Origin of the sequence: Microbacterium laevaniformans (assembly GCF_016907555.1) — a bacterium.
GTDB classification, from domain to species: domain Bacteria; phylum Actinomycetota; class Actinomycetes; order Actinomycetales; family Microbacteriaceae; genus Microbacterium; species Microbacterium laevaniformans.
Genome location: NZ_JAFBCE010000001.1, coordinates 1,317,257 through 1,342,821, shown reverse-complemented (window position 1 = coordinate 1,342,821; position 25,565 = coordinate 1,317,257). Strand labels below are relative to the sequence as shown.

The following is a 25,565-nucleotide window of genomic DNA, read 5'->3' as shown; positions in this document are numbered from 1 at the left end:
CGCAATCGCAGGATCCACGCCTGAAGGAGAGGCCTGGCCCATGTTCCAACTGCTCATCGCTTTCGTGAATCGCGTCTACACGTTCTTCCAGCGGACCATGCCGACGAACATGATCATCCGCGCCACGCACGCGCGCCGCGGCCTGAAGTGGGGCGTGCCTGCAACGCTGCTCGCGGTCGTGTACGTCGTGATCGGGGCTACGCTCTCTCAGTGGGTCGCCGACGGCGCGCCGGGCTGGATCAACCTGCTCGTGCTCATGTGCCTGTGGAACGCGCTCAAGTTCGTGGTGAACGGTCCGGTCTCGCTCGTGCGGCTGGTGCGCGTGCGGGGGATCGAGCGTCGCTACCGCGACGCCGGTGTGGCGTCGACTGAATCAATGTCGGTCGGCTGAGACTTCGCGCAAGTGCGCTGGCGTCGGCCCGCCACCACGGCTTGAGAGCCGTCCGCACACCGTGCATGTCACTCGACAGGTCATACGGTCGTCATTGGCACGCGCACGACCCGATCGCATCAGCACGCGCGAGGAGCGGTATGCGAGCCCTACGCGGACCTAGAACCCGGCGTCGCCTCGAGCACATAGTTAAAGCTTGGCGAGCCGGGACGGTCTGGATATCGCGCCTCGGCCCAACCAGCCGCCTCCCAACAGCCGCCGACATCAATTGAGACGAGGCTCAGCAAGTTACCTTCGTGTAGAGCAACGATTGCCGCGCTGATGTCACGTCCCCGTGTCCTGCGCCGATGCGTTCCGTGCATCAGGCACGGGCGCTAACGCATTGGCCATCCACAACTCCTATGGTGCGCTCAAAGTGATCGAGGCCACCAACTGAGTGATCAACTACCCACTGAGCAGCAACGGCTAGCCGCATGGTGAGGAGCGCCATGAAGACGCGCCGCAGCGTCACCTGGACCACACATGGTTCCCATCCGGCGGATGTCGCCTTCTCCATTTCCGCACGCTCGACTCCTGGGCCCGGTGTCGCGGACAGCCGAGCTCTATTGACTTCACGATCGCACTTTCGTACAAGTACGGACACGGGCGGCGCATCGACTTCGCCGCTGCCCTGTACCTTCCCGCGATCATCAAACCCATTGGAGAAGTCTTCCCACAGACGGGTCGTTCTTGGTGATCGCATCTGTCGCGCGCTGCTCTCGGGATGGACGCGCGCGGCTTCCACGACAGATGGGCGTCAGCCGTCCGAACCATGCTCCCTGCGAGGGGCGGTTCGGGCGAGCGCCGCTCAACGACTGTGGAAAACTATCCGCGGACGGACCCGCACCGCGTACTGTGATCGCGTGCTCATCGAGTTTCCCGGCGACCCGCTCCGCGACGCCACGATGAACTGCCCAGACTGCCTCGAGCCCATGGAACCCCGGCTCGCTGTCTGGTGGTGTGAGGCCTGTGGGCTTGCGCAGCCGTCGGACATCCACCAAGGCGATGTCGGAGACGGGATCTAGCATCGAACATCTCTACGGCAATGGAGATGATCAATGCGAGTTCCGGTCCGCGAGGACATTCAGGTTTGGTGTGAGCGAGAGGTGCCGAGCCGCCTCGTCTGGCGGTGAAAGCTGGCGCGCGATTGACACCCCCACGCTTCAGGCCCGCGGCGATCTGTGGGACAGCTGGCGCTTCACCGCGCGTTCCGATCAGGACCATCGCACCGTCGCTCGACGTCGAGCGCGTCGGAGACCGGTGGCTGCTCGTGGCTGCCTGGGACTAGCGGGACGTGGGGCAGAATCGTCGTAACGACTCCGTGAGCCGCGACATCGAGCGCTCGGACCGGATTCGCGCAGTTCCGATCGCCCACGTAGAGCCCCGTGAGGTTGACGCGGTGGCGATCGCCTGGACAGGCACCGCGGCGCTCGTGCGGTGGATCGGTGAAGATCAGCAAGAGCATCACGCCTGGGTCTATGCGGGGGCGGTGCGCCGGCGTGAGTGACGAGCGAAGGACGGGCGCGCTCGACACCCGTGCTATCCGTGCCGCTACGTTGATTGAATGGAACTCTGGGCTGCTGTTGTTGCAGTGATCGGCACCACCCTAGGTGCGCTCATTGGCATCGTGTCGGGGCGGTGGACAGCCGACACGGAGTGGAAGCGGTCCGAAGCGAAGCGACTCACCGAGCTTCGCAAGGTCGCATACGCGGCCTACGGTGAGGCGGTGAAACAAGACGTTCGCGTATCCCGGAAGATGGCCGCCGGACTCGGCGCAGCATCGAGCGACAATCCTCTTACTCGCGACGAGGGCAGAAGTCGTCTGGCTGACATTAACGAACGCAGGTCGGCAGCGCTCGAAGGAGTCTTGCTCGTCGGATCGCGGGCGACCGTGGATCATGCACGCATCTGGCAACACGCCGTATGGCACCTTCGCAAGCGCGTCCTGGCTGCCCCGGACATCACGAGTGACGAGTACAGCAGGCTCTACCGGATGGCCGGAAAGGCTCGCGAGAACTTCTACCGCGCCTCTCGCGCCGATCTCGACGTTGGCGGAGAGTCGGCTAACGCGATGCCGCATCATGACCTCGAGGCAGCGTGGCGGGCACTCGCCTGAAAGGCACTAATTCCGGTTCAGCCCATGCCGCCGTGAGTCGAGCGCCATCTTGAAGTGGCTTTCCGCGATGTCGATATCGCGCGTCGGCGTCCCTGGATCGCACACCCGGAGCAAGGAGCACCGGAAGGTACTTGGATCCAGGGTGCGCAACTCGACGTTTCCACCATGCCCGTTGGTCGCGTAGGCACTCCACCGCTGCCGGATGCTTTCTGCCCCGTCAGCCTTGCCGACGTAGTGTCGGCCGTCCCGCGTGTCCGTGATGAGGTAGATCCCGACGACGGACGACAGCGCCGTGCGCCACGACGCGTAGCGATACTCTCGCATCACTGCTTGGAGCTGCGGGTAGCTCAAGATCAGGCGATCGAAACCCGGGAACGGAATCGGCTCGGCGTCTGCGATGCCCATGACGTGGTGTTTGCCCGCCACGGTGCCACTCATGCGCCACGTGCGCGGAGAGTTCCACCCGATGACCAAGCGGCTGCAAAGATCCGCCATGTGGTCTGTCTCGACGAGGTCGAAGGTCCGCAGGATTCCGTCGTTGCTGAGCTCGCCGCGGTTCTCCACCACAGACCACAGCCGCGCCTGGTCCCCACCCTCCTTGATGAACACAACCCAGAGCGGCTGCGGAGTGTCCGGAAAGCTCCTCGTGCTGGCGGACTGCCGCCGCGTGTACTCGAGTATCTCCGCGTGAGTGGAGTCTGCGTGCAGCCCGGTCAGGCCGCTCTCTTCCGACTCCTGCGCGAAGGCGTGCCGAATGACGAGCGCCCGAGCCGGATCGATACCGGCGTCGACGAGAAGTGGGTGAGCGTCAAAGACATGGAACAGCCATCCTTCTTGTTGGACGTACTCGCGAGCGTCGGCCGAACGAAATCAGGCGCGGAACTGGATCTTCCGGAATGGCCATAGAACGATTCTCGCGGAGCCCAGATGCGCTCATCGAACCCGCGATGCTACAGATCCTCCTTGCCCGCGAGCCCGCTCGGCGAGTGAGGTTCGCCCACTCCGCGCAGGAAGACCGCGACCGCTTGGCGCTCCCGTTCGCTCAGTTCGTGCGCGCGTCCTTCGATCATCCGCATCACTGACTGCTGAAGCGCCGGTGGAACATCCTCGTCGCTGATCTCAGCATGCGCGATCAGCCATCGCTGCTTGGCGGCAAAGTCTTCCGCCAGCTTGAGCTGAAGTTGCGCGATGAGCAGGTCGCTACGCGTCACTAAGATTGGGCTTTCGCGGACCTCCAGGTCAGGCGAACGGGAAGCGTCTTCCTCCGGTTCCGCTTCGGGGACGGCGCTACTTGCAATCGCCTTTGCCTCCGCGCGCTCTAGCGCTCGGCTGCGTCGGCGTGCGACGAACTCATTGATCTTTGCCTTCGTGGCGGGCGCAGCAACGTCTCGGAGTAGGGGAACGAAGAACTCGCGAATGACGACGTCCGTGAGCTCGGCGACGCCGTCGAGGACCGCCTTCTGCCCAGGCGTTAGCTCCCGTGGCGACGAGCCAGAAGTGACATAGATCGGATCGCCTTGGTATCGCTGACGGAGTTCGTCCTCATCAACCGCGCGCGACTCGGTCGGGCCAGCCACGTTCCTGGTCTCTTTGCTGCGGAGCAGATCACTCTCGAACTCGTCCGACTTCGAGGAGTTCGATCGGTACGTGTCCTTCTTCCGCCGAACGACACGAATCTCCTCGACGTAATCTTCTTCGTCACTCACGTGCGCTCCCCGGTGATGCTGATCATCCCCACGGTAGCCGAGCACGTGCGCTGGGTCGTTCGTGAATGTGGGGCTGATGGGCTCGTAGCCTGAACTCATCATGACCGACGAATTCAAAGCGATCGCGGCTCGCATCGAGGCGAACCCGCTGGGTCGGCTCATGTACGGGCAGCGGGAGCTGTTCCACTCCAACCTCATCGGCTGGTACTTCGACCGGCTGCCAGACGCTGCCGACGCCACCTTCCGACCGCTCTCTGCGCCTGGGGAGGACTCGCGCCGCTTCGTGGAGCGCGAGCGCGGCCACATGGATCTCGTCTTCCATTGGTCGGATCGTGCGCCGCTCGTCATCGAGAACAAGGTCTTCTCGCTGCCGCACCGCGACCAGCTTGATGAGTACGAGGCGGCTGCCTCCAAGTGGCCGCACCGACCCGCCCTCGTGCTCTTGTCAGTCAGTGAGCCGGACTTCGACCTCGGCGAGTGGCACTACCTGAGCTACGCCGAATTCGCCGAGCGGATTCGGGAGGCGTTGCCGGCCTCAGACGCGTCCTACGAGGTTGAGACGATGCGCCGCTACGCCGCACTCGTCTCTGACCTGCATCAGCTCGTTTCGGCCGTAGACGTGCAGTCTGACGACGAGCGGGTGTGGCTCCCCGACAGCTTGCTCGGGGCGATCTCCAGCTCGCAGATGCGCGCCGCGCTCCGGAAGGCGCGAGCCCAGCGAGTAGCGCACGTCCTCAACGACCTTCTGCCGGGACTTGAGCAGCCGGCGGCGGGTGGCATGAGCAACGCCACACCGTTGGTCGAGTCCTTCGAGTACGTCTACACCCGCGGCATGCACCTGCACCTCGGCTGGCAGCTCCAGGGCGACCAGTTCCGCCGCGCAGCGGTCTATCACGACCAGTCCATCTCCGGCCGAAGCCAGGAGTCCCGGCGGCTTCGCGAGGACGTCAGTCGCGAGCACCCCGAGTTCTACTCGTTCCCCGCCCCGCTCCCGCAGGCGATTGGCGGGCGCAAGGAGTTCAACCACTTCGCGCCATCCTTCGTCTACAAATACGTCAAGGCGCCAGCGTTGACCATCGCGGAACTGAAGGCAGCGGCGGCCGCGGTGCACGCGGAGATCGAACGCTTCCGTCTGGAGGGGGCTGACGAGGACCGTCCGGCCGACGCCGTGCGCCGCGCACCGTAGCCGCGTCATCGCAGACGAGAGGTACGGGACGCCCGGGAGTCACTGTTTACGAAAAACACTGGTCATGCGATAATTAGCGTCAGACAGCCGTGGCTAGGTTGAGGCGTCGTCCTCCCGCCCGTACAACCCGTTTCGCGCCGTTCCGAACGACGCGCCCGGGGTGTGTCTGCACCCACCGGTACGGTGAGAGCGACACCTCGTCGACAACGTAACGCGCCTGGGGCGCAGGAGATAACTACATGGCACCGACAACGAAGGAAGCGCAGCGCGCCGAACTCCATAAGACGATTTGGCGCATCGCAAACGACCTTCGTGGCTCGGTCGATGGCTGGGATTTCAAGAGCTACGTGCTCGGGATGCTGTTCTATCGATTCGTCTCGGAGAACCTCGCGCTCTACATCAACAAGGGCGAGCGCGCCGCTGGCGAACCGAACTTCGATTACGCCCGGCTCCCGGACGCCGCCGCGGAGTTCGGTCGGAGCGAGACTGTTGCCGAGAAGGGGTTCTATATCCTTCCTTCCGAGCTCTTTGCGAACGTTCGGGAGCGCGCGGCAACCGACGAGAACCTCAACGAGACCTTGGAGCGCGTCTTCAAGAACATCGAAGGTTCAGCGCTCGGGACCGACAGCGAAGACGACCTGAAGGGGCTATTCGACGATCTTGACGTCAATAGCAACAAGCTCGGTGCCACAGTCGCGAAGCGCAACGAGAAGCTCGTCAAGCTGCTGCACGCGATCGGCGATCTGCCGCTGGGCGACCTCCAGGACAACTCAATTGACCTCTTCGGCGACGCGTACGAGTACCTCATGCAGATGTACGCAGCCAACGCAGGCAAGTCTGGCGGCGAGTACTACACGCCCCAAGAAGTATCTGAACTCCTTGCACGCATCACGGTCGTCGGGAAGACAGCCGTCAACAAGGTCTACGACCCCGCCGCGGGGTCTGGCTCACTGCTGCTGAAGTTCGCGAAGGTGCTCGGCAAGGAGAACGTGCGCCAGGGCTTCTACGGTCAGGAGATCAACCTGACCACCTACAACCTCGCGCGCATCAACATGTTCCTGCACGACGTCAACTACGAGAAGTTCAACCTCGCGCACGGTGACACACTCATCGACCCAGCGCACTGGGACGATGAGCCGTTCGAGGCGATCGTTTCCAACCCGCCGTACTCGATCAAGTGGGACGGAGACGCCAACCCGCTGCTGATCAATGACGAGCGCTTTGCGCCGGCAGGCGTCCTCGCACCTAAGTCGAAGGCCGATCTCGCCTTCACGATGCACATCCTCAGCTGGCTGGCCGTGAACGGTACGGCGGCAATCGTCGAGTTCCCGGGTGTGCTCTACCGCGGGGGCGCCGAGCAGAAGATTCGCAAGTATCTCATCGACAACAACTACGTCGATGCGGTCATCCAGCTCCCCGCCGATCTGTTCTTCGGTACGACCATCGCAACCTGCATCATCGTGCTGAAGAAGTCGAAGACCGACAACTCGGTGTTGTTCATCGACGCGTCGGCCGAGTTCACGCGGGTAGGCAACAAGAACAAGCTCACGCCGGATGATCAGCAGAGCATCTTGCTCGCCTACGAGAAGCGGGAAGATGAAGACCACTTCGTCAAGCTCGTACCAAACGGGGACATCGCCTCTAACGGCTACAACATCGCGGTCTCGTCCTATGTCGAGCAGGAGGACACCCGGGAGGCTATAGACATTGATTTGCTCGAACGAGACATCGAGCGCATCGTCTCGCGCCAAGCCGTACTCCGCACAGAAATTGACGCCATCGTGGCTGACCTGCGGGACTCGCGATCAGCCGGAGCCAGCTCGTGAGCGGCATTGTTCAAGTTGCCAAACAGTTCCACTCGGACACCGAGGCATGGGATCTGAAGTCGTACGTTCTCGGTGCGCTCTTCTATCGCTTCCTCTCTGAGGACCTTGCGGCGTTCATCAACGCCGAGGAGCTCGCTGCCGGGGCGACCGATTTCGACTACGCGGACCTTGACGACGCGACCGCTGAACAGGCTCGCCTCACGACGATCGACGAGAAGGGCTACTTCCTCCTGCCGAGCCAGCTTTATGAAACGGTGCAGTCAGGGGCAGCGAAGGACGAAAATCTCAACGAGACGCTGGTCTCGGTGTTCAAGGCGCTCGAGGCCACCGCCGTGGGAACCGCGAGTGAGAACGTCTACAAGGGTCTCTTCAGTGGGTTCGACCCGAACGCTCTCGTGCTCGGCGACACAGTCGATGCGCGCAACAAGCGGTTGGCTGGTCTCCTCACGGCGATCGCCGGTTACGAGATGAACAACGCGGCAGATGACTTCGATGAGCTCCTGCGCTACTACGTCACGACCGCAGGCAAGAAGGGCGGCGACCACTTCACGCCACCAACGATTGCGGAGTTGGTGGCCCGACTCGCGACCCAGGCCAATCCCGAGGCGCGAAGCGTCTACGACCCTGCATTCGGATCCGGTTCACTCTTGATTCAGACCCGGCAGCGGCTCGCGCATGAAGCGACCGTCAGCGGACAGGAGCTTGTGCGCACGAACTACAACATGGCGCGCATGAACCTTCTTGTGCACGGCATCGAGTTCGGCTGGATCGATCTCGACGGCGGCGCCAGCACGCTGACTGACCCCTCTCACCGCGACGACGAACCCTTTGACATCATCGTCTCCAACCCGAAGTGGTCGGCGAAATGGGTCGGCAAGGACGACGCCGTCCTCATCAACGACGATCGGTTCGCGCCGGCCGGCGTACTGGCGCCGAAGCAATACCACGACCTCGCGTTCACGATGCACGCCGCATCCTGGCTGGCCACCGACGGCGTAGCGGTGCTCGTGCAGTTCCCCGGCACCCTCTACCGAGGTGCCGCCGAGGCGAAGATCCGGCAGTACCTCGTGACCAACAACTTTGTGGACACCGTGATCCAACTGCCACCGGACTGGGGCTATGGCGTCACGGTTGCAGGCGTAGTCGTCATCCTCCGCAAAGCGAAGCGCGACAGTGCTGTTCTCTTCGTTGACGCATCGAAGCTGTGCGACCGCGTCGGCAACAAGAACGAACTGCTTGAACAGCACCAGACGGCGATCCTCGATGCCGTTGCGTCTCGCGGGGACATCGAGCACTTCACGCGCTTGGTGCCAAACGAGGACATCGCGCTCCAGCAGTTCGACCTCTCTGTCTCGCGGTACGTGCAGCCAGCAGACAACCGAGTTGCTGTCGACATCCGCGCGCTGAACGCGAAGATCGCGGGGATCGTCGAGCGTCAGAACGAGCTCCGCACCGGAATCGACGCGATCGTCGCTGATCTTGAAGGAGCCGCGTCATGAGCCGGATCGATGACCTGCTCGCAGAGCTGGCGCCGGACGGGGTTCCGACTGTGCCCCTTGGTGACATCGGTGTATTTGTGCGTGGCAACGGCCTCCAGAAGACCGACCTCACCCAGGAAGGCTTTCCGGCCGTGCACTACGGCCAGATCCACACGCACTACGGGATTTGGACGGTAGTGACGAAGTCCTTTACCGATCCCGCGCTCGCCAAGAAGTTGAGGCACGCCCACCCTGGGGACCTCATCATCGCGACTACAAGCGAGGACGACGAGGCCGTCGCTAAGGCGACCGCCTGGCTCGGAACGGGTGACGTGGCGGTCAGCGGGGACGCATACATATACCGCCACAGCATGGATCCGCGATTCGTTTCATACTTCTTTGCGTCTCGGAGTTTCCAGGAGCAGAAGGCTCGATTCGTTAGCGGCACGAAGGTGCGACGAATTTCAAGTGACGCTCTTTCTAAGATCCGAATCCCCGTACCGCCTGCCGAGGTGCAGTCGGAAATCGTGAAAATCTTGGATCAGTTCACACAGCTGGAGGCGGAGCTGGAGGCGGAGCTGGAGGCGGAGCTGGAGGCCCGTCGGACTCAGTATGCCTACTACCGAACCGTGTTGTTGGGGTCGTCCGATCAAGACGGGTCACGAGACGTCACACTGGGCGAAATTATTCGATTGAACTTCGGCGCGCGAATCACGAAGAAGGATGACGCTGGGACGCTGTTTCCGGTCTACGGAGGCGGAGGCGAGAGCTTCCGGACCGACGCGTTCAATCGCGAAGACGAATGGGTAGTGTCTCGCTTCGCGATGTCTGCGAACTGTGTTCGGCGCGTTGCGGGCAAGTTCTGGATGCTTGACTCCGGGTTTACATTCGACGTTATCGATCCTTTGGTCGAGAAAGACTTCGTTGGGCAGCTTCTCCTTAGCATGCAGCCGACGATCTTTGCGACGTCCACCCAATCGGCTCAAAAGAACATTGACGTTGCCGGGTTCAAGCAGTTGAGGGTTCAGATGCCGTCGCTCGAGACTCAGCGTCGGGTCGCATCAGAACTCGCGAGCTTCGATGACATGGTGAACGACTTGAGGAATGGCCTCCCCGCCGAACTTGCTGCTCGTCGCAAGCAGTACGAGTACTACCGAGACAAGCTCATGACCTTCGAGGGGGCATCGGCATGAGTGATGCAGTTGGCCGCAGGTACGATCCGATCGCAGTCTCTGGAGAGAGCACGGTCGTTGCTGAGTATGTGACCGAAGCCTCTCACGCGTCGGCCTACCAGTCCGAGTCTGATCTCGAACGCGAGATGATTCGGCTGCTCCAGTCGCAGGCCTACGAGTACCTCCCGATCACCTCTGAAGCTCAACTGGTTACGAACCTCCGCGTGCAGCTTGAGACGCTGAACCACATCGAGTTCAGCGACACCGAGTGGGACGACTTCTTCAAGAACAAGATCGCCAGCCAGAACGACGGCATCGTTGAGAAGACGACGCGCATCCAGGCGGACCACGTCCAGATCCTGACCCGCGATGACGGTTCGACCAAGAACATCTCGTTGATCGACAAGAAGACCATCCACAACAACCGCCTGCAGGTGATCAACCAGTACGAGATTGGCCAGGGCGAAGGCGGTGCGCAGTACGCGAATCGCTACGACGTCACAGTCCTCGTGAACGGCCTGCCGATGGTGCACATCGAGCTGAAACGTCGCGGCGTCGACATCCGCGAGGCCTTCAACCAGATCAACCGCTACCAGCGCAACAGCTTCTGGTCAGGCTCAGGTCTCTTCGAGTACGTCCAGTTGTTCGTCATCAGCAACGGGACGCTGACCAAGTACTACTCCAACACGACGCGCAACCGTCACATCGACGAAGGCAAGAAGGCGTCAGGCAGCAAGAAGAAGACCAGCAACAGCTTTGAGTTCACGTCGTGGTGGGCGGACGCGCAAAACAGGCCGATCCAGGAGCTCACGGCCTTCGTCAAGACGTTCTTCGCGAAGCACGCACTGCTCAACATCTTGACCAAGTACTGCGTGCTCACCGTCGATCGTGACCTGCTGGTAATGCGCCCGTACCAGATCGTGGCGACCGAGCGGATCCTGCAGCGCATCGAGATCGCGACCAACTACAAGCGGCTCGGCACCATCGAGGCCGGCGGGTACGTCTGGCACACCACAGGGTCGGGGAAGACCCTCACCTCGTTCAAGACCGCGCAGCTCGCGTCGAAGCTCCCAAGCGTCGACAAGGTGCTATTCGTCGTGGACCGTAAGGATCTCGACTATCAGACCATGCGCGAGTACGACCGGTTCGAGAAGGGGGCGGCAAACTCCAACGCGTCGACTTCGGTGCTCAAGAAGCAGCTCGAAGACCCGAACGCGCGGATCATCATCACGACGATCCAGAAGCTTTCGAACTTCGTTCGCGCCAACAAGGGTCACGAGATCTACTCGGGCCACGTCGTGATCATCTTCGATGAGTGTCACCGCTCGCAGTTCGGCGACATGCACACGGACATCACACGCGCGTTCAAGCGCTACAACCTCTTCGGCTTCACGGGCACGCCGATCTTCGCGGCCAACTCGGGCAGTGGCGGAAACCCGCGCCTGCGAACGACCGAGCAAGCGTTCGGCGACAAACTGCACACCTACACGATCGTCGACGCCATCACGGACAAGAACGTTCTGCCGTTCCGCATCGACTACATCAACACCGTCAAGGTGGGCGCTCCTGACGACAAGCAGGTCTCGGGAGTGGAGTCGGAAAAGGCGCTCCTGGACTCGCGGCGCGTGGCGCAGATCGTGGAGTACACGCTGCAGCACTTCGACCAGAAGACGAAGCGCGCCTCCAGCTACGAGCACTCGGTCGTCATCAACGTCGGTGAGTCCGTCCGTACCCGTCGCCGCGTCGAAGCCCTCCGTGAGAAGAAGCGTGTCCGCGGATTCAACGCCATTTTCGCCACCGCTTCTATCGAAGCCGCCCAGCGCTACTACTTAGAGTTCAAGACGCAGCAGAAGGGCCTGACGCCGGATCGTCGACTGAAGGTCGGTGTCATTTTCTCGTACGGTGCCAACGATGCTCAGGACGAGGACATCCTCGACGACGAGGCGTTCGACACCGAGGGACTCAGCGGCGACGCGCGGGAGTTCCTCGAGTCCGCGATCAAGGACTACAACGGTCTCTTCGGCACGAGCTACGACACCAGCAGCGACAGCTTCCAGAACTACTACAAGGATCTGTCGCAGCGGATGAAGAACCGCGAGCTCGATCTGGTCATCGTGGTCAACATGTTCCTGACGGGCTTTGACGCCACGACGATGAACACGCTGTTCGTGGACAAGAACCTTCGCTCGCACGGACTCATCCAGGCCTACTCGCGCACCAACCGGATCCTGAACTCCGTCAAGACCTACGGCAACATCGTCTCGTTCCGGAACCTCGAAGATGCGACCAATGCCGCCCTCGAGCTCTTCGGTAACAAGGACGCCCGAGGCGTCGTCCTGCTGAAGCCGTACCAGGACTACTACGGCGAGTACGTCGAAAAGGTGACCGAACTCCTGCAGAAGTACCCGCTCGGCCAGCAGATCATCGGAGAGTCGGCGCAGAAAGACTTCATCGCACTCTTCGGCGCCATCCTGCGACTTCAGAACATCTTGACCTCCTTCGACGACTTCGAGGGGCAGGACCCGCTCACCGAGCGTCAGGCGCAGGACTATCGCAGTTTGTACCTTGACTTCTACGCGGAGTTCCGGCGCGATCGTGACAGCGACAAGGAGCTGATCAACGACGACGTGGTCTTCGAGATCGAGCTCATCAAACAGGTCGAGATCAACGTCGACTACATCCTGATGCTCGTCGAGAAGTATCGCGCCAGCTTCGGAGACGGCGAGGACAAGGAGATCCGCGCTGAGATTTCGCGTGCCGTGCAAGCGAGCCCGAGCTTGCGCAGTAAGCGCGACCTGGTCGAAGACTTCGTCGACTCTGTATCCGTGACCGGGGCCGTCGACGATCAGTGGCAGGCCTTCGTCGCTGCCAAGCGTGAGGCCGAGCTTGACACGCTAATCACCGACCAGAATCTCCGCCCGGATGAGACGCGCGCGTTTATCGAGGCGGCGTTCCGTGACGGACAGCTCCGGACCACCGGCACGGCAATCACCAAGATCTTGCCGCCCGTCTCGAGGTTCGCCGTGGACGGCGGGCACGGTGAGAAGAAGCGCACAGCCGTTGAGGCACTTGCGCGCTTCTTCGAGCGATTCTTCGGCCTGGGATCTGGGGGCGAATCGTGAAGCTGACCCGAATCAAGCTGGAGAACTATCGCCGACTCGAAGACACCGAGATCGAAGTCCGCGACCACCTCGTCCTGGTCGGAGCCAACGATGTCGGGAAGTCTTCGCTCCTGCGGGCGCTCGACCTAACTCTTGGCGCAAGTACCGCGCAGCTGTACTCAAGCCTGAGCGCGGACGACTTCCGAGATTCCGACCAGGAACTTCGCTTCCAGGTCGAGCTCGTTGACTTCTCTGCGGACGAGAAGACGCTCTTCGCGGACGAGATCTTTGTTGACCCCGTGACGCGCAGGACTTCGCTCACCATCCAGCTCACCGCATCCGTCGATGCCAGCGAATCCCTCAGCATCACGCGGGTTGGCCCCCACGCAGGTACTGGGCGGCAGCTCTCCCGTGACCAGATCGCCGGGCTTGGGTGGAAGTTCCTCAGCGCAACCGCGCAGACCCGCGACCTTCGCGAGGATCGCCGGTCGGCGCTCGATGACATGCTCAAGGCCGTCGATCTCGGCACTGAGAAGGCTGGCTTCGACGCGATCGCGACAAGCTTTCAGGACGCGCTCGATGGCTCCGATACGCTCGGCGACCTGCGCAAGCAGCTCGCCGGCCAGCTTTCCAAAGCGCTTCCGGAGAAACTGAAGAAGAGGGATCTCTCCTTCGTGAGCGGCGCCTCAGCTGACGACGATCTTCTCAGCGATGTCCGTCTCCGTGTCACGAAGGGTGGGGTCGAGCACGAGCTATCTCAGCAGTCCGACGGCACGCGCGCGCTCTACGCGATCGCCCTCTACGACCTGATGAGCGCGGGCGCAAACGTCGTCGGCATTGACGAGCCCGAGATTCACCTCCATCCCACGTCCCAGCGCAGCCTTGCTCGCCTCCTTCGCGCGAGCAGCAATCAGAAGGTGCTTGCAACGCACTCATCGGACATCGTCGGCGCATTCGACGCGGACTCGATCGTTGTAGTGCGTCCCGGCGGCAAGATCGTCCAACCCGACGCAGGCTTCCTCGCTGCGGACGAACGTACCTTCGTGAAGTGGTGGGTTCGGGACAAGTTGGAGCCGCTCACCGCAACCCGCGTCGTCACGGTCGAGGGCCTCTCCGACCGCATCATCTTGGAACGCGTGGCAGACCTGACTGATCGCAATCTCGATCGCCTGGGCGTCTCCGTCATCGAGACGGACGGCTCGAGCGAGATCAAGCCGATCGCCAAACTCTTCGGCGCGATGGGCTTCAAATTGGCGGTTTCTCGTCTCATCGATCTTGATGCCGAGAGTGATGTGGCGGACGCGCTTGGCATCCCGGTCGCTGACCTCCGCGCCAACTCGGTGTTCACCTCGCAGCGTGACCTTGAAGATGAATACGTACGAGCGCTCGGCGGAACGAACGTCTATGCGGCGCTCGTCGGTGGCGGGCAGTTCTCAAAGAATGAGCTCGCCAACTGTGTGCCGACCGGGGGTGGCGGTACCTACACTGATGTCGACGTCGCCACCTTCTGTCGGGCTAACAAGCGAAAAGTGCGCGCAGCACTCTCGGTCCTACCCATCTTGACGAGTGCCAATGCTCGCGGCATCACGAGCATTGATGATCTTCTGACGGAGATCGCGCCGTAGATGATCCGACCGACTGCATCTCAGATATCGATCCGTGACGCTGCCGCTCGAGACCTACTTGTGATCGCGCCCGCAGGCTGCGGAAAGACAGAGGCGCTCGCGCTGCGTGTTCAGGGTCTGTTGCAACGCGGCGACGTCCGCGCTCCACAGCGGATCCTCGTCACCACCTTCTCGAATCGGGCGCGAGACAACATCCGGGAGCGGCTCCAGGACTACCTGCCGCTGGCGACGCTGCGAGAGCGCGTGACCATCACTAACTTCCACGGATTGGCTGCACGCCTCTTTCGCGCGCACGCCAACGTGATCGGACTTGATCCCGCGATGACTCTCCCCGACGGCGATTGGGTTGGAGCACAGTGCCGCGCTAGCAACTTCGACTGGAACACGATCACAGCGGTGCAAGCGACCTTGAGGAACGCCAAACAGGAGCCGCGCACCGACGAGGAGGTGGAAGCCTACTTAAGCGCGCCCGGCCGAGAAGCCGCGCTTGCCATTGAACGCCAACGTCTAGCGGAAGGGCGGTTGACCTACGACGATCTACCGCGCTTGGCAGAGCTGATCCTCGCGGACGATTTGGTGACGGATCTGTACCAGGCTCATTTCGGCAGCGTGATCGTCGATGAGTTTCAGGACCTCACTCCCCAGCAACTGCGCATCGTGAATCGAGTTGGCTACAAAAAGACAACGTTCGCGGGGGACTTAGCTCAAGGAATCTACGGCTTCGCTGGAGCCAAGCCATCAGATGTCGACGCGGCGGTTCGCGCTGAGTGCACTGAGGTTATCGAGTTCTCCGAGTCGCATCGGTCATCGCCCGCCGTGCTGGCGATGGTCAACTCCTTGAGCTCGCTGACGGCCGGGACGCCGCTTACGTCAGCGAACCCCACCTCATGGCCGAGTGGCGGACTTGCGGCTTCGGTTGCGCACCAGACGGCCGATTCCGAGGGGCTGTGGGTAACGCAAGTTGCGCAGGCCCTGACTACGCGTGTTCCAGACCAAAGAATCGGAATCATCGCGCGGACGCTCGGCCGTCGGCGTTTCGTCGAAGAGGCGCTGTCGACTGTGGATCTGCCGTTCTACCGTTGGGACGACGGAGTCCTCGATACAGAGACCGCGCGCAACATGAAGTCGATGCTCGCGCGATTCGATGCACGAGGGTACGACGCTTCGTCAGACAAGATGGCCTTTCTGCGTGAGGCAGCATCGTTTGATTCCGCCACGGATCCGTCTGTGCGCGAGAGCCTTCTCAACGCCCTTCACTGGTGCCATGACCTGCTTCGCGATGGCGTGACTCCAACCGACGTACGCTCGCGTATCCAGATCGGAGACGCCAACACGCTGATAACTGCGCCTGGCATCCACCTGCTCACTGGCCATGTAGGAAAGGGTCAGCAGTTCGACTGGGTCGTGGTTGTCGGGCTCGAGGACGGCGTGATTCCGGATTTCCGGGCCACCACTGTTGAGGAGCGAACCGAGGAGGCCAGGGTGCTTTCGGTGATGCTCTCGCGCGCCCGTCACGGCGTCATCGTCAGCCGTGCGGCGTCGGTTCCCACGAACGTGGGTCGTCCTATGAGCCGCACGCCATCTCCGTTCCTCTCAAACCTCGCTTCGGCCAATCCGCTCGATGACAGAGGTTTGGTTTCATGGTTCGACTCGGCAGACTGGGCCGCAATCGCAGGACGGTAGATCGGTCGGATGTCGGAACCGCTGGCTAACGTGGTCAGTCCGTACCCGAAGCGAGGAGATGTCCGATGTCATCCGATGCGTACCAGTTCCCTGTCGCGATCTCGCGACTGACCGAGGGCGAGACCTCCCGCGAGCCGCAGAACATGCGAGCCATCAAGTGGCTACTCGATCAGTCCGGTCGGTCCGTCGTGGTGGTGACGCCTCAGAAGCGATTCGACGGCGACAGTCTGAAACGCCTCGTCGCACAACCTGGAGTGCTGCACCTGACCTGGCGAGGACTCTCAACTGGATCGCTCTCGGGGTGCCGAGTGCTCTATGCCTGGCCGGATCGCCAGCACCTCAATGAGCTGTGGGACGTCGACGCGGACGCACTCGCCGTGATCGAGTGGAACGAGAGGGAGACAGCCGAGTGGATCGATGACGCGAACCCGATCCAGCTTCTGCGCGGCCAGACCGTGGCGCCTTCTCCAGTGAGTGACGAACCGGAAGCGCTGGATTCATTACCGAACGGCGTCGACGGGATTCTGGAGTACATCGCCGGGATGGCGGCGGGATATTCGTCGGGCTTGAAGTGGAACGAGGAGGACAAGCTCAAGGCCGACATGATGAACCGGCCCGACCGCTGGGCGCCCATCACGGTCGAGCAGGTTCGTGCGAAGTGCCGGGCGCTGGGCATGCGGCCGAACGACGTCGACAGCGTGACCGGGTTCCTACAGCGACGGAAGGACGGACGTCGCTTCAACGTGCAGAGCTCGTACCGTACGTTCCACTTCAACTGATCCGGTGGCTCGTCACATCAGTTTGCCGCGACCTCCGGGCGATGGTACGGTTGCCGGTTGCTCGAATTCGGAGAGGGGGGCAGCATGTCGAGTGCAGGACGCGAATATGACGCGATCGTCAAGCGCGCTGTCGAACAGCTTCGCCACGCTGGCTTCCTGTCGGTGGAGCATCAGGTGCGTATCGCCGGCACGCACTCCCGTCCAGACATCGTCGCGTGGGCGGCGAACCAGGACGGGAAAGTCGTCCCTTGGGTGGTCATCGAGATCAAGTCCGGTTCGAGCATCAGCAAGCCGGAGTTTGTGCTCCCGCAGGTCGCGCAGTACGCCGACACGCTTGGCACCGTGGACAACTACATCGTCATCGACGACAAGTGGTTCAAGGCAGATCGATCGTTCCGCCGTCTCGAGCTCGTCAGCGGACCGACGCCGCCACCGTTCGGATCTCACGGTGACGTTGACGACCCCACGGTTGTAGAACCACTTCTCACGAACTGGCTCGCGAGCCTCACCCGCGAGATGGCGCCGAGCGAAGTTTCCGTCAGCCTTCCAACACTCGATGGGTTCTCGGTCAGCAATGAGGCATACTGGCGCGCGGCAATGCGAGCCCTCGCCGACACGACGTCGCGGTCCGGGTTCGCACATCATTCGAGCAGCCCGCTCATTGCGTCGCTGGTTGCGCGCCTGCTCGGGAACCGGCTCGAAGGACTGGTGCTCGACCCCTTCGCTGGTGTCGGCTCCTTCCTTTGGGCCGTCGCCGATCGCGTGAGGGAGGCGATGCGACGAGGCGAGGGGCCGGCGGACGTCCGACTCGTTGGCGTCGAGTTGGAGGAGCGAACCGTCGCTATTGCTCGCGCGATCGGCGAGATGGCAGGCGTCCCAACAGAGATGGTGGCCGGCGACGCGTTCCGAGTCGAACTGCCAGTGGCGAGCGCGATCGTCACCGCCCCGCCACTCGGCATGCGGCTGTCGCAGCCCTACGAACTGCTCAACGGGCGCGTGACCACAGACATGGACCTGGCCGCAGTCGACCTATCGATCCGTCAGCTCGAAGATGGCGGTCGTGCGGTGATCCTGCTGCCGCGGTCATTTGTCTACCGGGCCAGCGGGCAAGAGTACCGGGACTACCTCGCCAACGAGTTCCGCGTCGGCGCGCTCATCGGCACGCCACGCGGCGCCGTGCCTGGTACGAGCGTCGCGGGCGTCGTGCTGGTGATCGACAAGAGAGATGCTCCTGGCGAGACATTCGTCGGCCAGGCCGCAGATGACGACTGGCAGGTGCAGCTTGGTGTGCAGGGGGCGCTGACGAAGGCAGCAGTCGATCACCTTGACGGGTTCAGTGAGGCCTGGTCATGAGCACGTGGGTACTCGCGGACCTCCGAAGCAAGCGGTCATGGAACATCGGAAGTCTCGGCGTCGATGCGTTCACATGGCCCGCTGATGCGCCACTTCGCCAACTTGGCGACGTCGCACACGTGCTATCTGCGGTCGAAGAAGTCGAACCGGAGTTCCCGGTCATCACGCCGCAGAGCATCGATAGCGTGACGGGTGTGCTTCGTCGTCGCCGTCGCGGCTACATCGGCGCTGCCTTCCGCGTCGGCGGCTTCGGTCGAGCCCTGCACTCTGGCGACATCTTGGTCCCACCGATCGATGTGCCAGCGCTGTTCGTGAACGAGACGCTCATCGGTTCCCTCGCGTCTTCGCAGTTTCTCGCAGTTCGCGCCGATCCTTCGCTGATCGATTCGAACTGGCTATGGGGTGCGCTCAACAGTCGTTCCGGGCGTGCGCTTCGGCGCCTCGTCACCGCGGAGTCCTCAGGCAAACTCGAGGCAACCGCGGCCCTGCTTCGTATGACGCTCCCCGTTCCGAGCCTTGAGGAACAGCGCGCTGCGGCGTACCCATTGGCAGCGATCGAGCAGCGGCTTCGAGGTCAGGAACAGGAGGGGCCCACGACGTGGTGGCGGGCCGCTGACCTGCGCGGCCAGCAATGGCGATTCGCACTGGCCTCGGCCAACCCTTCGCTCATGCAGGATGGTGAGCCGCTTGGCGACTACGGCGAAATCGCTCGCGGGCGCCAATCGCGTTCACGCGGAGACGAACCAGTGGACCCCGCCGCGGGCGTGCTTCCGCTCGCAACCGGTATGTACCTCGCGGGGAGGCGCGATGAAGTGGCGCCAGTGCTACCAGACTCGCTCATCGCCCAACCGGGCGATGTACTCGTTGCGGTCATTGGCGAGCGGCCAATGGCTCAGGTAGTCAGTCAGCCCATGCTGGTCAGCGACACCGTTTACCGCATCCGGCCAAACGAGTGGATACTCGCCCCGGCGATCGCGAGCTTCCTCAATAGTGCCATCGGCCTGGCGCGGTGGCGCTTCCTTGCGCTCGATGGGACCGTGCCGCAGATGCGGCTCAGCGACCTGCGGCAGTTCCCAGTTCCCACCGGGGCATTGGACACGCAGGCGGGGGACGTGCTTCCCATGGGACCACTCGACGCGCAGCTGGAGAGCATCCTGTGGCCGAGCTGAGCTGTCGCCTTTCGCCGCTGGTGTACGGCCTCCTCTATCGCCGCCTCGCTGACGATACTGATGCACATGCCGCCCTCGAGCCTCGGCTGGCGGAGATTGAACTCGATCTTGAATGGCTTGATTCGACGGCGGAGGCATACGGGTGCAAGTGGGCAGCCCACGCTGGGCAGCTCGGCGCGGGCGCTGCAACCGACACGATCGAACGTCTAGACCCGGCACACGCGCTTCTTGCGAGTTGGATTCTGACGGCGCTGCGAGGTCGCGGCAGCTCCGACACGTTCTCGACGGAGCTGAGGACAGAGATCCTTCAGCGTCTCGACTCCGACGGATTGGATGCCAGAGAACTCGGCATTCGCGAGGAGTTCACGCCGGTCATCGTGGGCTGGACGCTTGGGATGGTGGTGCAGAACGACATCGATCTGAACTTGCCCGCGATTCCGGCGACGCCTATCAAGAACAAGCACATTGCTGCGGCGTACGAGGGTTTAGTTCAGCACGTTGCGGTGCTACGGCTGGAGGCGGAGCCTTGGCCGGACTTGATCGGGACGTCGACGCTGGTACGCGGCGTCGGCTTAGCCGAGGCGCTGAGGCCGGAGGCTGGCTCCGCACGCACGGCGATCAAGGCGCTGCTCCTCGAGTCCGCCCGCTACGTCCCTTCACCCGTTCAGACGGCACTGGTGAATCACTGGGACCGCGGCGACGTCATCGGCAAGCGGAACGCGGTTGTTCACATCATGCCGACCTCGAGTGGGGGATCGGCATTCCTCGACGTGATGAACCCCGCCGACAACTGGGGCACGGTCAAGCCGACTGTTCAAGGCATCACACAGTTCGTCTTCCAGGAAGTTGCTCGCGAGTTGGCGGAAGAACCGAGCGGAGTCCACAGCGGAATCTGGGACCAGCAACTCAAGTGGGACGTGGAAGTCTGGTGAGCTCTGGGCGTCCGTCTTCGCACTCAGAAGGAACGCCCGACGATTGAGGGACGCCTGCGGATACGCCGAGCGGGTATCCCAATGGCCCAGTCGTCCTTCGTGGCAGCCTCGGAATGCTGGCGCTGCCCCGGCAAGCCCAGACTTGAGATGTAGACACTTACTCGACTGTTCAGACACCTCGAGATCTCTCCAGGAGCGTCCAGATCCATCGAAGCCCAGTCGCGTATGCTGGCTATCACCACCACCGGAGTGAAGCCGAAGCGCAAGATTCCGCGAGTTTTGGGCAGCCGCGAGGCCATCCGGGCCTGTGGCGCAGCTGGTAGCGCACCTGCATGGCATGCAGGGGGTCAGGGGTTCGAGTCCCCTCAGGTCCACCAAGAACCCCCGGGTCACCCCCGGGGGGTTTCGCGTTTTCGGCGGAGATTCGCCGATTCCTGAGTGAATGCTGTGCGTTTGGCCTGATCGGGGGTAGCGTCCCATGCGTGGCTCGCGCGACATCATCGATGTCGACAACTGCGCCACACGTCTACGGATGGAGATCGCCGACCCCTCGGGGTGTCGGCGGCGCCGCGATCGCCGCGGGTGCTGCTGCCGAGCAGCGGCTGGATTCGTGGCTCATCGCAATCGAGGGTGTAGGAGTGGTCTGAAGCCGCCGGCTTCGAGCAGCGACCGCGCGATGTAGTGAGTCAGGTTGCGGAAGCCCAGGGCCGATCCGCGGAGGTGTTCGAGGCGCCCGTTGATTGCCTCGGTGGGTCCGTTCGAGGTGCCGGGGCGGTCGAAGAACGCGAGCACGTCGGCTGCGCGCTGCTTCAAGGTCCGCCCGAGTCGGCGGATCTCGGTGAGAGCGGCGGGGACGCCGCTGCTGACGGCGTCGATCACTGCGCGCATCATCTCCTTGGCCTTGTTCTTGTCGGGTTCGCGGTAGGCCGCGACGATGCGCTGGTAGATGCCCCAGGTCGCTTCGACCTCGATGTGCTCCTCGGCGGCGAACACCGCGTCGAGGCGTGCGGTCTGCTTCTCGGTGAGCAAGCTCGCGCCGGTGTGAAGGGTGCGGCGGACACCGTAGAGCGGGTCACCGGCGTGGCCGCGGTGGCCGAGGTTGTCCTGCTGAACACGCTGCCGGGTGCGGTCCAGGGCGTCGCCGGCGAGGCGGACGACGTGGAACGGGTCCATGACGGGGACGGCGTCGGGGAGTTCCTCGGCCGCGGCGGTCTTGAACCCGCTGAACCCATCCATCGCGACCACCTCGATCGCCTTCGACCAGTCCGCGGGCCGGGCGGCGAGCCACTGCTTGAACACCTGCTTCGACCGCCCCTCGACCATGTCCAGCAGCCGGGCCGGGCCGCTCTTCTCGCGGACCGGGGTGAGGTCGATGATCACGGTCACGTACTTGTCGCCGAACCGTGTGTGGCGCCAGACGTGCTCGTCGACACCGATCGTGGTCACCCCATCGAACCGCGTGGGGTCGTCGATCAGCCGTCGCTTGCCTTCGGCGAGGATCGCGGTGTTCGCGGTGTGCCACGACACCCCGAGTCCTGCTGCGGCGCGGGAGACGGTGAGGTGGTCGACCACGATCGTGGTGAGTGCCCACCCGATCCCGCCGCGCGAGATCTTCGCCCGTGGCGCCGCCGCTTTCGTCGTGTCCTGCCGCCAGGTGCGCCGGCAGTGCGCGCACCGGTAGCGGCGCACCCGGATCAGCAGCGTCGTCGGCCGGTGCCCGAACGGCTCATGCGCGAGCGGCCGCGTGACCGTGTCACGCGCCACGCCCTCCGCACCGCACTTCCGGCACCACGGGTCATCATTGATGACACGGCACTCAAGCACTGCCCGGTCTGGCTCGAGCAGCTGTCCAACAGCCTCGAGGCCGAGCTCGTCGAGGCGGCAGAACGTGGTCAGGTCAGGGGTCGCGAACGTAGGGTGGTGCACGTCGAGGTCTTTCGGATGGGCAGCGTAGGAACTTCCATCCTGGAAGACCTCGACGCCTATCCGCGAACCACCAGCCGGCCCACGACTACACCCTCATCTGCGAAGAGCCGGATTCGTCGGTTCCGCCGGCGGTCCTGCAGCTTCGTCAACCGGTGGCGGGCCGCGTGCTCGCACTTTCCGAGGTTCCGGATGCGATGTTCACCCAAGGAACGATGGGCCCGGGCCTCGCGATCGACCCCACCGGAGACACCATCGTCGCACCGGCCGGTGGCACCATCGCATCGGTCTTCCCGACGGGACATGCGATCGGCCTCGCCCTCGCGGACGGAACGGAGCTTCTGATCCACGTCGGCATCGACACGGTCGACATGACGGGCGACGGCTTCGAGACGCTCGTGACAGCGGGGGACACCGTCGAGGCCGGTACGCCGCTCCTTCGCTTCGACGCGGAGAAGATCCGCCGCGCGGGGCACCCCGCGATCACTCCGGTGATCGTGCTCAACAACGAGGATGCGACGATCGAGTTCGCGTAGGGATCGAACGATCCTGCCGGATACGGCGGGGCGGACCTTCGGGTCCGTCCCGCCGTCCGTCACGAGAGCGGCGCGATCAGCTGCGGGCCGTTGTTGCGCACGTTGCCGACGGCGCGATCAACCTCTCGCATCAGCATCCCGTCCACCAGGGCCGGGGCAGCGTCGATCGTCGCGTCCAGCAGATCGCCGACGTTCTCCGTGGTGGGGTCGAGCCACACATCGGCGTAGTCCGCGTCGATGAACAGCGGCATGCGGTCGTGAATCGAACCGAGCTGACCCACGGCATCCCTGGTCATGATCGTGAAGCTCAGCACCCACCGCGAGGGGTCGTCCGCGGCCTTCGCGGGGTCTTTCCACCACTCGTAGAGTCCCGCGAACAGCAGCGGCGAGTCGTCGGCGGGGTGGATGTAGTAGGGCGTCTTCACGCCGTCCTCGGTGTGCCACTCGTAGTAGCCGGATGCCGGGATCACGGCGCGTCGCTTGATGAGCGCCTGCCCGAACATCGGCTTGTTCTCGACCTCTTCGGCGCGTGCGTTGATCGCCTTCGCGCCGATGCCCACATCCTTTGCCCACCCGGGGATCAGGCCCCAGCGCGCCGCCTCCAGGCGACGCGTCGGGGGCTCGGTCTTCGCGGAGTCGAGCACGATCGCCACGCGGTCGGTCGGCGCCACGTTGAACGAGGGCTGGGGAAGATCATCTCCGACGACATCCACTCTCAGCACACCGACGAGCTCGGAGCCGGAACTGCCCACGACGAATCGACCGCACATGCGGCCAGCCTACGCGGGGCCTCCGACGCCGTCGGCCGTGCCGCCCACGACACCGATCTCAGCCAGCCTGTCGAGAAGGGCGGCGCCGTCGTCCCCTGTCACCCACGGCACCGTGGCGGCGGTGTGATCGTCCACGGCCGTGCGTCCTCCGGCCAGCACCGCCTCCGCCGGCGAGAGCCGACGGATCGCGACGGCCGTGACGTGCTCGGGGTGCGCGCCCGTGAAAGCCGTGTACAGGGCATCGTCGTGTTGCCCGTCGTCACCGATCAGCACCCATTTCACTTGGGGGAACTCGCGCGCGAGGCGTCGGAGGTTCTCCTCCTTGTGTGCCCGGCCGCTGCGGAACCACCGGTCGTGCGTGGGTCCCCAGTCGGTCAACAGCAGTGCTCCGGGCGGAAAGAGGTGACGACGGAGAAAGCGCTGGAGCGTCGGAGCGACGTTCCAGGCTCCGGTGGAGAGGTAGACCATGGGCGCGCCCGGGTGCTCGCGCACGAGCCGCTCGAGCAGCACTGCCATGCCGGGCACCGGCTGGCGGGCGTGCTCGTTCACGACGAAGGAGTTCCACGCGGCGATGAGCGGCCGAGGCAGGGCCGTCACCATGACGGTGTCATCGACGTCGGAGACGATGCCGAAGCGGACATCGGAGCCCACCACGAACACGCGCGTCTCGAACGGCTCCGACCCCTCGACGGCCATCGACAGGGGCTGCCATCCCGCCTGCAGTCGAGCCGGCAGCACGGCATCGATGACGCCACCGCGATCGGCGATCACTTCGTGGGTGACGCCGTCGACGGTCACCGTCACGGTGGCATAACCGACGGGAACGGCGGCGAAGCTGCGCCAACCACGGACGCCGCCGTCGTCGCCGCGTCGACGACGCGCGCGGATGGGAGGGGCGATCAGCACACGGCCGAGGACACGAACCCAGTCCTCCCCGCCGTAACCGGGGTACGCGGACACACTGGCGCGCAGCCCACGGGCGCGGGCCCGACGTTCTCGCCACGCATGGAACCGGTACTCCAGTCGGGCGATCCAGAGCACCTTCACGCGTGGTGCGGGTTCGGCGGCCATCGTTTCAGTCTCCCATGCCGTCCGTGCGCTTCGTGCCGGGAGCCTCGTCGTCCAGTCGCATATGGCGTGCCTCGCGTGCCACGATCACGCGCTTGGCGACGTATGCGAGAAAGAGGAAGACGATGATCGCACCGACGAAGAAGTACCCCGCGGTGTGCAGACGGTCGGCCAACTCTCGATAGGTGCCCGCCGCCGCTGCCGCCACGCTCACGTAGGCCACGGCCCACACCGTGCAGGCCGGCGCGGTCCACGCGAGGAAGCGGCGATAGGAGAACCCGCTCATCCCCACCGTCAAGGGCACGAGCGAATGCAGAACCGGCAGAAAGCGGGAGAGGAAGATGGCCGGTCCGCCGCGCCGCCGCAGATAGAGCTCGGCGCGGGTCCAGTTGTCTTCGCCGATCCGACGTCCGAGCCGCGAGAACCGGATGCGGGGGCCCAGCCATCGACCGAGCCAGAATCCCACGCTCTCGCCGATCAGAGCGCCCACGACGACCACGACCATGAGCACGACGGCTTCGGCGACCGATCCGACGGCCGTGGCAGCGACGATGACGACGGTGTCTCCGGGCACGATCAGGCCGACCAGAACGCTCGTCTCCAGCATGATGGCGACGCCCGCGAGCACCGTGCGCAGGACGGGATCCACACTCTGCACGGCATCGAGCAGCCATGAGAGGAACTCGTTCACGGCTCCAGCCTATGGCGGGTG

23 protein-coding genes and 1 tRNA gene are annotated in these 25,565 nt (G+C 63.6%); 18 read left to right on the top strand and 6 right to left on the bottom strand.

Going from position 1 to position 25,565, the window contains the following annotated elements; genetic code table 11:
• Window positions 1–40: 40 nt before the first annotated feature.
• The 3 genes from JOE53_RS06255 (at window position 41) to JOE53_RS06245 (ending at window position 2,546) form a co-directional block, all read left to right on the top strand.
• The gene (locus tag JOE53_RS06255; RefSeq protein ID WP_204947145.1) at window positions 41–391 is read left to right on the top strand and encodes a sulfate permease; all 351 of its coding nucleotides are present in this window, start codon (window positions 41–43) and stop codon (window positions 389–391) included.
• 1,360 nt (window positions 392–1,751) lie between these two features.
• On the top strand, window positions 1,752–1,937 hold the full coding sequence (locus tag JOE53_RS06250) for a hypothetical protein (protein WP_204947143.1): 186 nt from the start codon (window positions 1,752–1,754) through the stop codon (window positions 1,935–1,937).
• A 57-nt stretch (window positions 1,938–1,994) separates the two neighbouring features.
• Complete coding sequence (locus tag JOE53_RS06245; protein ID WP_204947142.1) at window positions 1,995–2,546, top strand: hypothetical protein; 552 nt, start codon at window positions 1,995–1,997, stop codon at window positions 2,544–2,546.
• Window positions 2,547–2,552: 6 nt separating this feature from the next.
• Here JOE53_RS06245 and JOE53_RS06240 read toward each other — a convergent pair whose 3' ends face one another.
• Complete coding sequence (locus JOE53_RS06240) at window positions 2,553–3,155, bottom strand: GIY-YIG nuclease family protein (RefSeq protein ID WP_233449500.1); 603 nt, start codon at window positions 3,153–3,155, stop codon at window positions 2,553–2,555.
• Between the two features lie 78 nt (window positions 3,156–3,233).
• Here JOE53_RS06240 and JOE53_RS14675 point away from each other — a divergent pair, with 78 nt between their 5' ends.
• Complete coding sequence (locus tag JOE53_RS14675; RefSeq protein WP_233449499.1) at window positions 3,234–3,452, top strand: hypothetical protein; 219 nt, start codon at window positions 3,234–3,236, stop codon at window positions 3,450–3,452.
• Between the two features lie 44 nt (window positions 3,453–3,496).
• Here JOE53_RS14675 and JOE53_RS06235 read toward each other — a convergent pair whose 3' ends face one another.
• Window positions 3,497–4,252, bottom strand: a complete 756-nt coding sequence (locus JOE53_RS06235) for a hypothetical protein (protein WP_204947141.1) — start codon at window positions 4,250–4,252, stop codon at window positions 3,497–3,499.
• A 100-nt stretch (window positions 4,253–4,352) separates the two neighbouring features.
• On the opposite strand from JOE53_RS06235, the gene JOE53_RS06230 reads away from it, so the two are divergent.
• The 13 genes from JOE53_RS06230 (at window position 4,353) to JOE53_RS15185 (ending at window position 21,238) form a co-directional block, all read left to right on the top strand.
• Entirely contained in the window at window positions 4,353–5,438 is a 1,086-nt protein-coding gene (locus JOE53_RS06230; protein ID WP_204947139.1) for a PD-(D/E)XK nuclease family protein, read from the top strand.
• Window positions 5,439–5,677: 239 nt separating this feature from the next.
• Window positions 5,678–7,264, top strand: a complete 1,587-nt coding sequence (locus JOE53_RS06225; protein WP_204947138.1) for a type I restriction-modification system subunit M — start codon at window positions 5,678–5,680, stop codon at window positions 7,262–7,264.
• A complete protein-coding gene (locus JOE53_RS06220; RefSeq protein ID WP_204947136.1) occupies window positions 7,261–8,763 on the top strand; it encodes a type I restriction-modification system subunit M in 1,503 nt (500 codons plus the stop codon). Before JOE53_RS06225 ends, JOE53_RS06220 begins: the two co-directional genes overlap by 4 nt.
• On the top strand, window positions 8,760–9,935 hold the full coding sequence (locus JOE53_RS06215; protein ID WP_204947134.1) for a restriction endonuclease subunit S: 1,176 nt from the start codon (window positions 8,760–8,762) through the stop codon (window positions 9,933–9,935). The genes JOE53_RS06220 and JOE53_RS06215 overlap by 4 nt, the downstream gene beginning before the upstream one ends.
• 68 nt (window positions 9,936–10,003) lie before the next feature.
• Window positions 10,004–13,036 carry a type I restriction endonuclease subunit R gene (locus JOE53_RS06210; protein ID WP_407663955.1) on the top strand — a complete coding sequence of 1,011 codons (3,033 nt, stop codon included), beginning with the start codon at window positions 10,004–10,006 and terminating at the stop codon, window positions 13,034–13,036.
• Entirely contained in the window at window positions 13,033–14,640 is a 1,608-nt protein-coding gene (locus tag JOE53_RS06205; RefSeq protein ID WP_204947131.1) for an ATP-dependent nuclease, read from the top strand. Before JOE53_RS06210 ends, JOE53_RS06205 begins: the two co-directional genes overlap by 4 nt.
• Window positions 14,641–16,323, top strand: coding sequence for a UvrD-helicase domain-containing protein (locus tag JOE53_RS06200; protein WP_233449498.1), 1,683 nt, complete (start codon window positions 14,641–14,643; stop codon window positions 16,321–16,323). It abuts the gene before it with no gap.
• 65 nt (window positions 16,324–16,388) lie between these two features.
• Window positions 16,389–17,102 carry a hypothetical protein gene (locus JOE53_RS06195; protein ID WP_204947128.1) on the top strand — a complete coding sequence of 238 codons (714 nt, stop codon included), beginning with the start codon at window positions 16,389–16,391 and terminating at the stop codon, window positions 17,100–17,102.
• 84 nt (window positions 17,103–17,186) lie between these two features.
• Entirely contained in the window at window positions 17,187–18,455 is a 1,269-nt protein-coding gene (locus tag JOE53_RS06190) for a restriction endonuclease subunit M (protein WP_204947126.1), read from the top strand.
• A complete protein-coding gene (locus JOE53_RS06185) occupies window positions 18,452–19,624 on the top strand; it encodes a restriction endonuclease subunit S domain-containing protein (RefSeq protein ID WP_204947124.1) in 1,173 nt (390 codons plus the stop codon). Before JOE53_RS06190 ends, JOE53_RS06185 begins: the two co-directional genes overlap by 4 nt.
• A complete protein-coding gene (locus tag JOE53_RS06180) occupies window positions 19,612–20,556 on the top strand; it encodes a hypothetical protein (protein WP_204947122.1) in 945 nt (314 codons plus the stop codon). The genes JOE53_RS06185 and JOE53_RS06180 overlap by 13 nt, the downstream gene beginning before the upstream one ends.
• Before the next feature lie 301 nt (window positions 20,557–20,857).
• Window positions 20,858–20,933, top strand: a tRNA-Ala gene (locus tag JOE53_RS06175).
• A gap of 101 nt (window positions 20,934–21,034) precedes the next feature.
• Complete coding sequence (locus JOE53_RS15185; RefSeq protein ID WP_204947120.1) at window positions 21,035–21,238, top strand: PTS transporter subunit EIIB; 204 nt, start codon at window positions 21,035–21,037, stop codon at window positions 21,236–21,238.
• On the opposite strand, the gene JOE53_RS06165 is transcribed toward JOE53_RS15185, so the two are convergent.
• Window positions 21,172–22,482, bottom strand: a complete 1,311-nt coding sequence (locus tag JOE53_RS06165) for an ISL3 family transposase (protein WP_204946571.1) — start codon at window positions 22,480–22,482, stop codon at window positions 21,172–21,174. The two genes, JOE53_RS15185 and JOE53_RS06165, sit on opposite strands and share 67 nt — an antisense overlap.
• Before the next feature lie 95 nt (window positions 22,483–22,577).
• Between JOE53_RS06165 and JOE53_RS06160 the strand changes: the two genes are divergently transcribed.
• The gene (locus JOE53_RS06160) at window positions 22,578–23,015 is read left to right on the top strand and encodes a PTS sugar transporter subunit IIA (RefSeq protein WP_325168513.1); all 438 of its coding nucleotides are present in this window, start codon (window positions 22,578–22,580) and stop codon (window positions 23,013–23,015) included.
• Window positions 23,016–23,074: 59 nt separating this feature from the next.
• Here JOE53_RS06160 and JOE53_RS06155 read toward each other — a convergent pair whose 3' ends face one another.
• The 3 genes from JOE53_RS06155 to JOE53_RS06145 are packed head-to-tail and all read right to left on the bottom strand — an operon-like array spanning window position 23,075 to window position 25,544.
• A complete protein-coding gene (locus JOE53_RS06155) occupies window positions 23,075–23,785 on the bottom strand; it encodes an SOS response-associated peptidase (RefSeq protein WP_204947119.1) in 711 nt (236 codons plus the stop codon).
• Window positions 23,786–23,794: 9 nt separating this feature from the next.
• A complete protein-coding gene (locus tag JOE53_RS06150) occupies window positions 23,795–24,856 on the bottom strand; it encodes an App1 family protein (RefSeq protein ID WP_204947117.1) in 1,062 nt (353 codons plus the stop codon).
• Window positions 24,857–24,860: 4 nt separating this feature from the next.
• The gene (locus JOE53_RS06145; protein WP_204947115.1) at window positions 24,861–25,544 is read right to left on the bottom strand and encodes a DedA family protein; all 684 of its coding nucleotides are present in this window, start codon (window positions 25,542–25,544) and stop codon (window positions 24,861–24,863) included.
• Between the last annotated feature and the right edge of the window lie 21 nt (window positions 25,545–25,565).

Excerpts from the sequence above, each read along its gene's own strand:
- JOE53_RS06255 (WP_204947145.1), top strand. The coding sequence starts at position 41 with ATGTTCCAACTGCTCATCGCTTTCGTGAATCGCGTCTACACGTTCTTC.
- JOE53_RS06245 (WP_204947142.1), top strand. The coding sequence starts at position 1,995 with ATGGAACTCTGGGCTGCTGTTGTTGCAGTGATCGGCACCACCCTAGGT.
- JOE53_RS06230 (WP_204947139.1), top strand. The coding sequence starts at position 4,353 with ATGACCGACGAATTCAAAGCGATCGCGGCTCGCATCGAGGCGAACCCG.
- JOE53_RS06225 (WP_204947138.1), top strand. The coding sequence starts at position 5,678 with ATGGCACCGACAACGAAGGAAGCGCAGCGCGCCGAACTCCATAAGACG.
- JOE53_RS06215 (WP_204947134.1), top strand. The coding sequence starts at position 8,760 with ATGAGCCGGATCGATGACCTGCTCGCAGAGCTGGCGCCGGACGGGGTT.
- JOE53_RS06200 (WP_233449498.1), top strand. The coding sequence starts at position 14,641 with ATGATCCGACCGACTGCATCTCAGATATCGATCCGTGACGCTGCCGCT.
- JOE53_RS06195 (WP_204947128.1), top strand. The coding sequence starts at position 16,389 with ATGTCATCCGATGCGTACCAGTTCCCTGTCGCGATCTCGCGACTGACC.
- JOE53_RS06190 (WP_204947126.1), top strand. The coding sequence starts at position 17,187 with ATGTCGAGTGCAGGACGCGAATATGACGCGATCGTCAAGCGCGCTGTC.
- JOE53_RS06185 (WP_204947124.1), top strand. The coding sequence starts at position 18,452 with ATGAGCACGTGGGTACTCGCGGACCTCCGAAGCAAGCGGTCATGGAAC.
- JOE53_RS15185 (WP_204947120.1), top strand. The coding sequence starts at position 21,035 with ATGCGTGGCTCGCGCGACATCATCGATGTCGACAACTGCGCCACACGT.
- JOE53_RS06155 (WP_204947119.1), bottom strand. The coding sequence starts at position 23,785 with ATGTGCGGTCGATTCGTCGTGGGCAGTTCCGGCTCCGAGCTCGTCGGT.
- JOE53_RS06150 (WP_204947117.1), bottom strand. The coding sequence starts at position 24,856 with ATGGCCGCCGAACCCGCACCACGCGTGAAGGTGCTCTGGATCGCCCGA.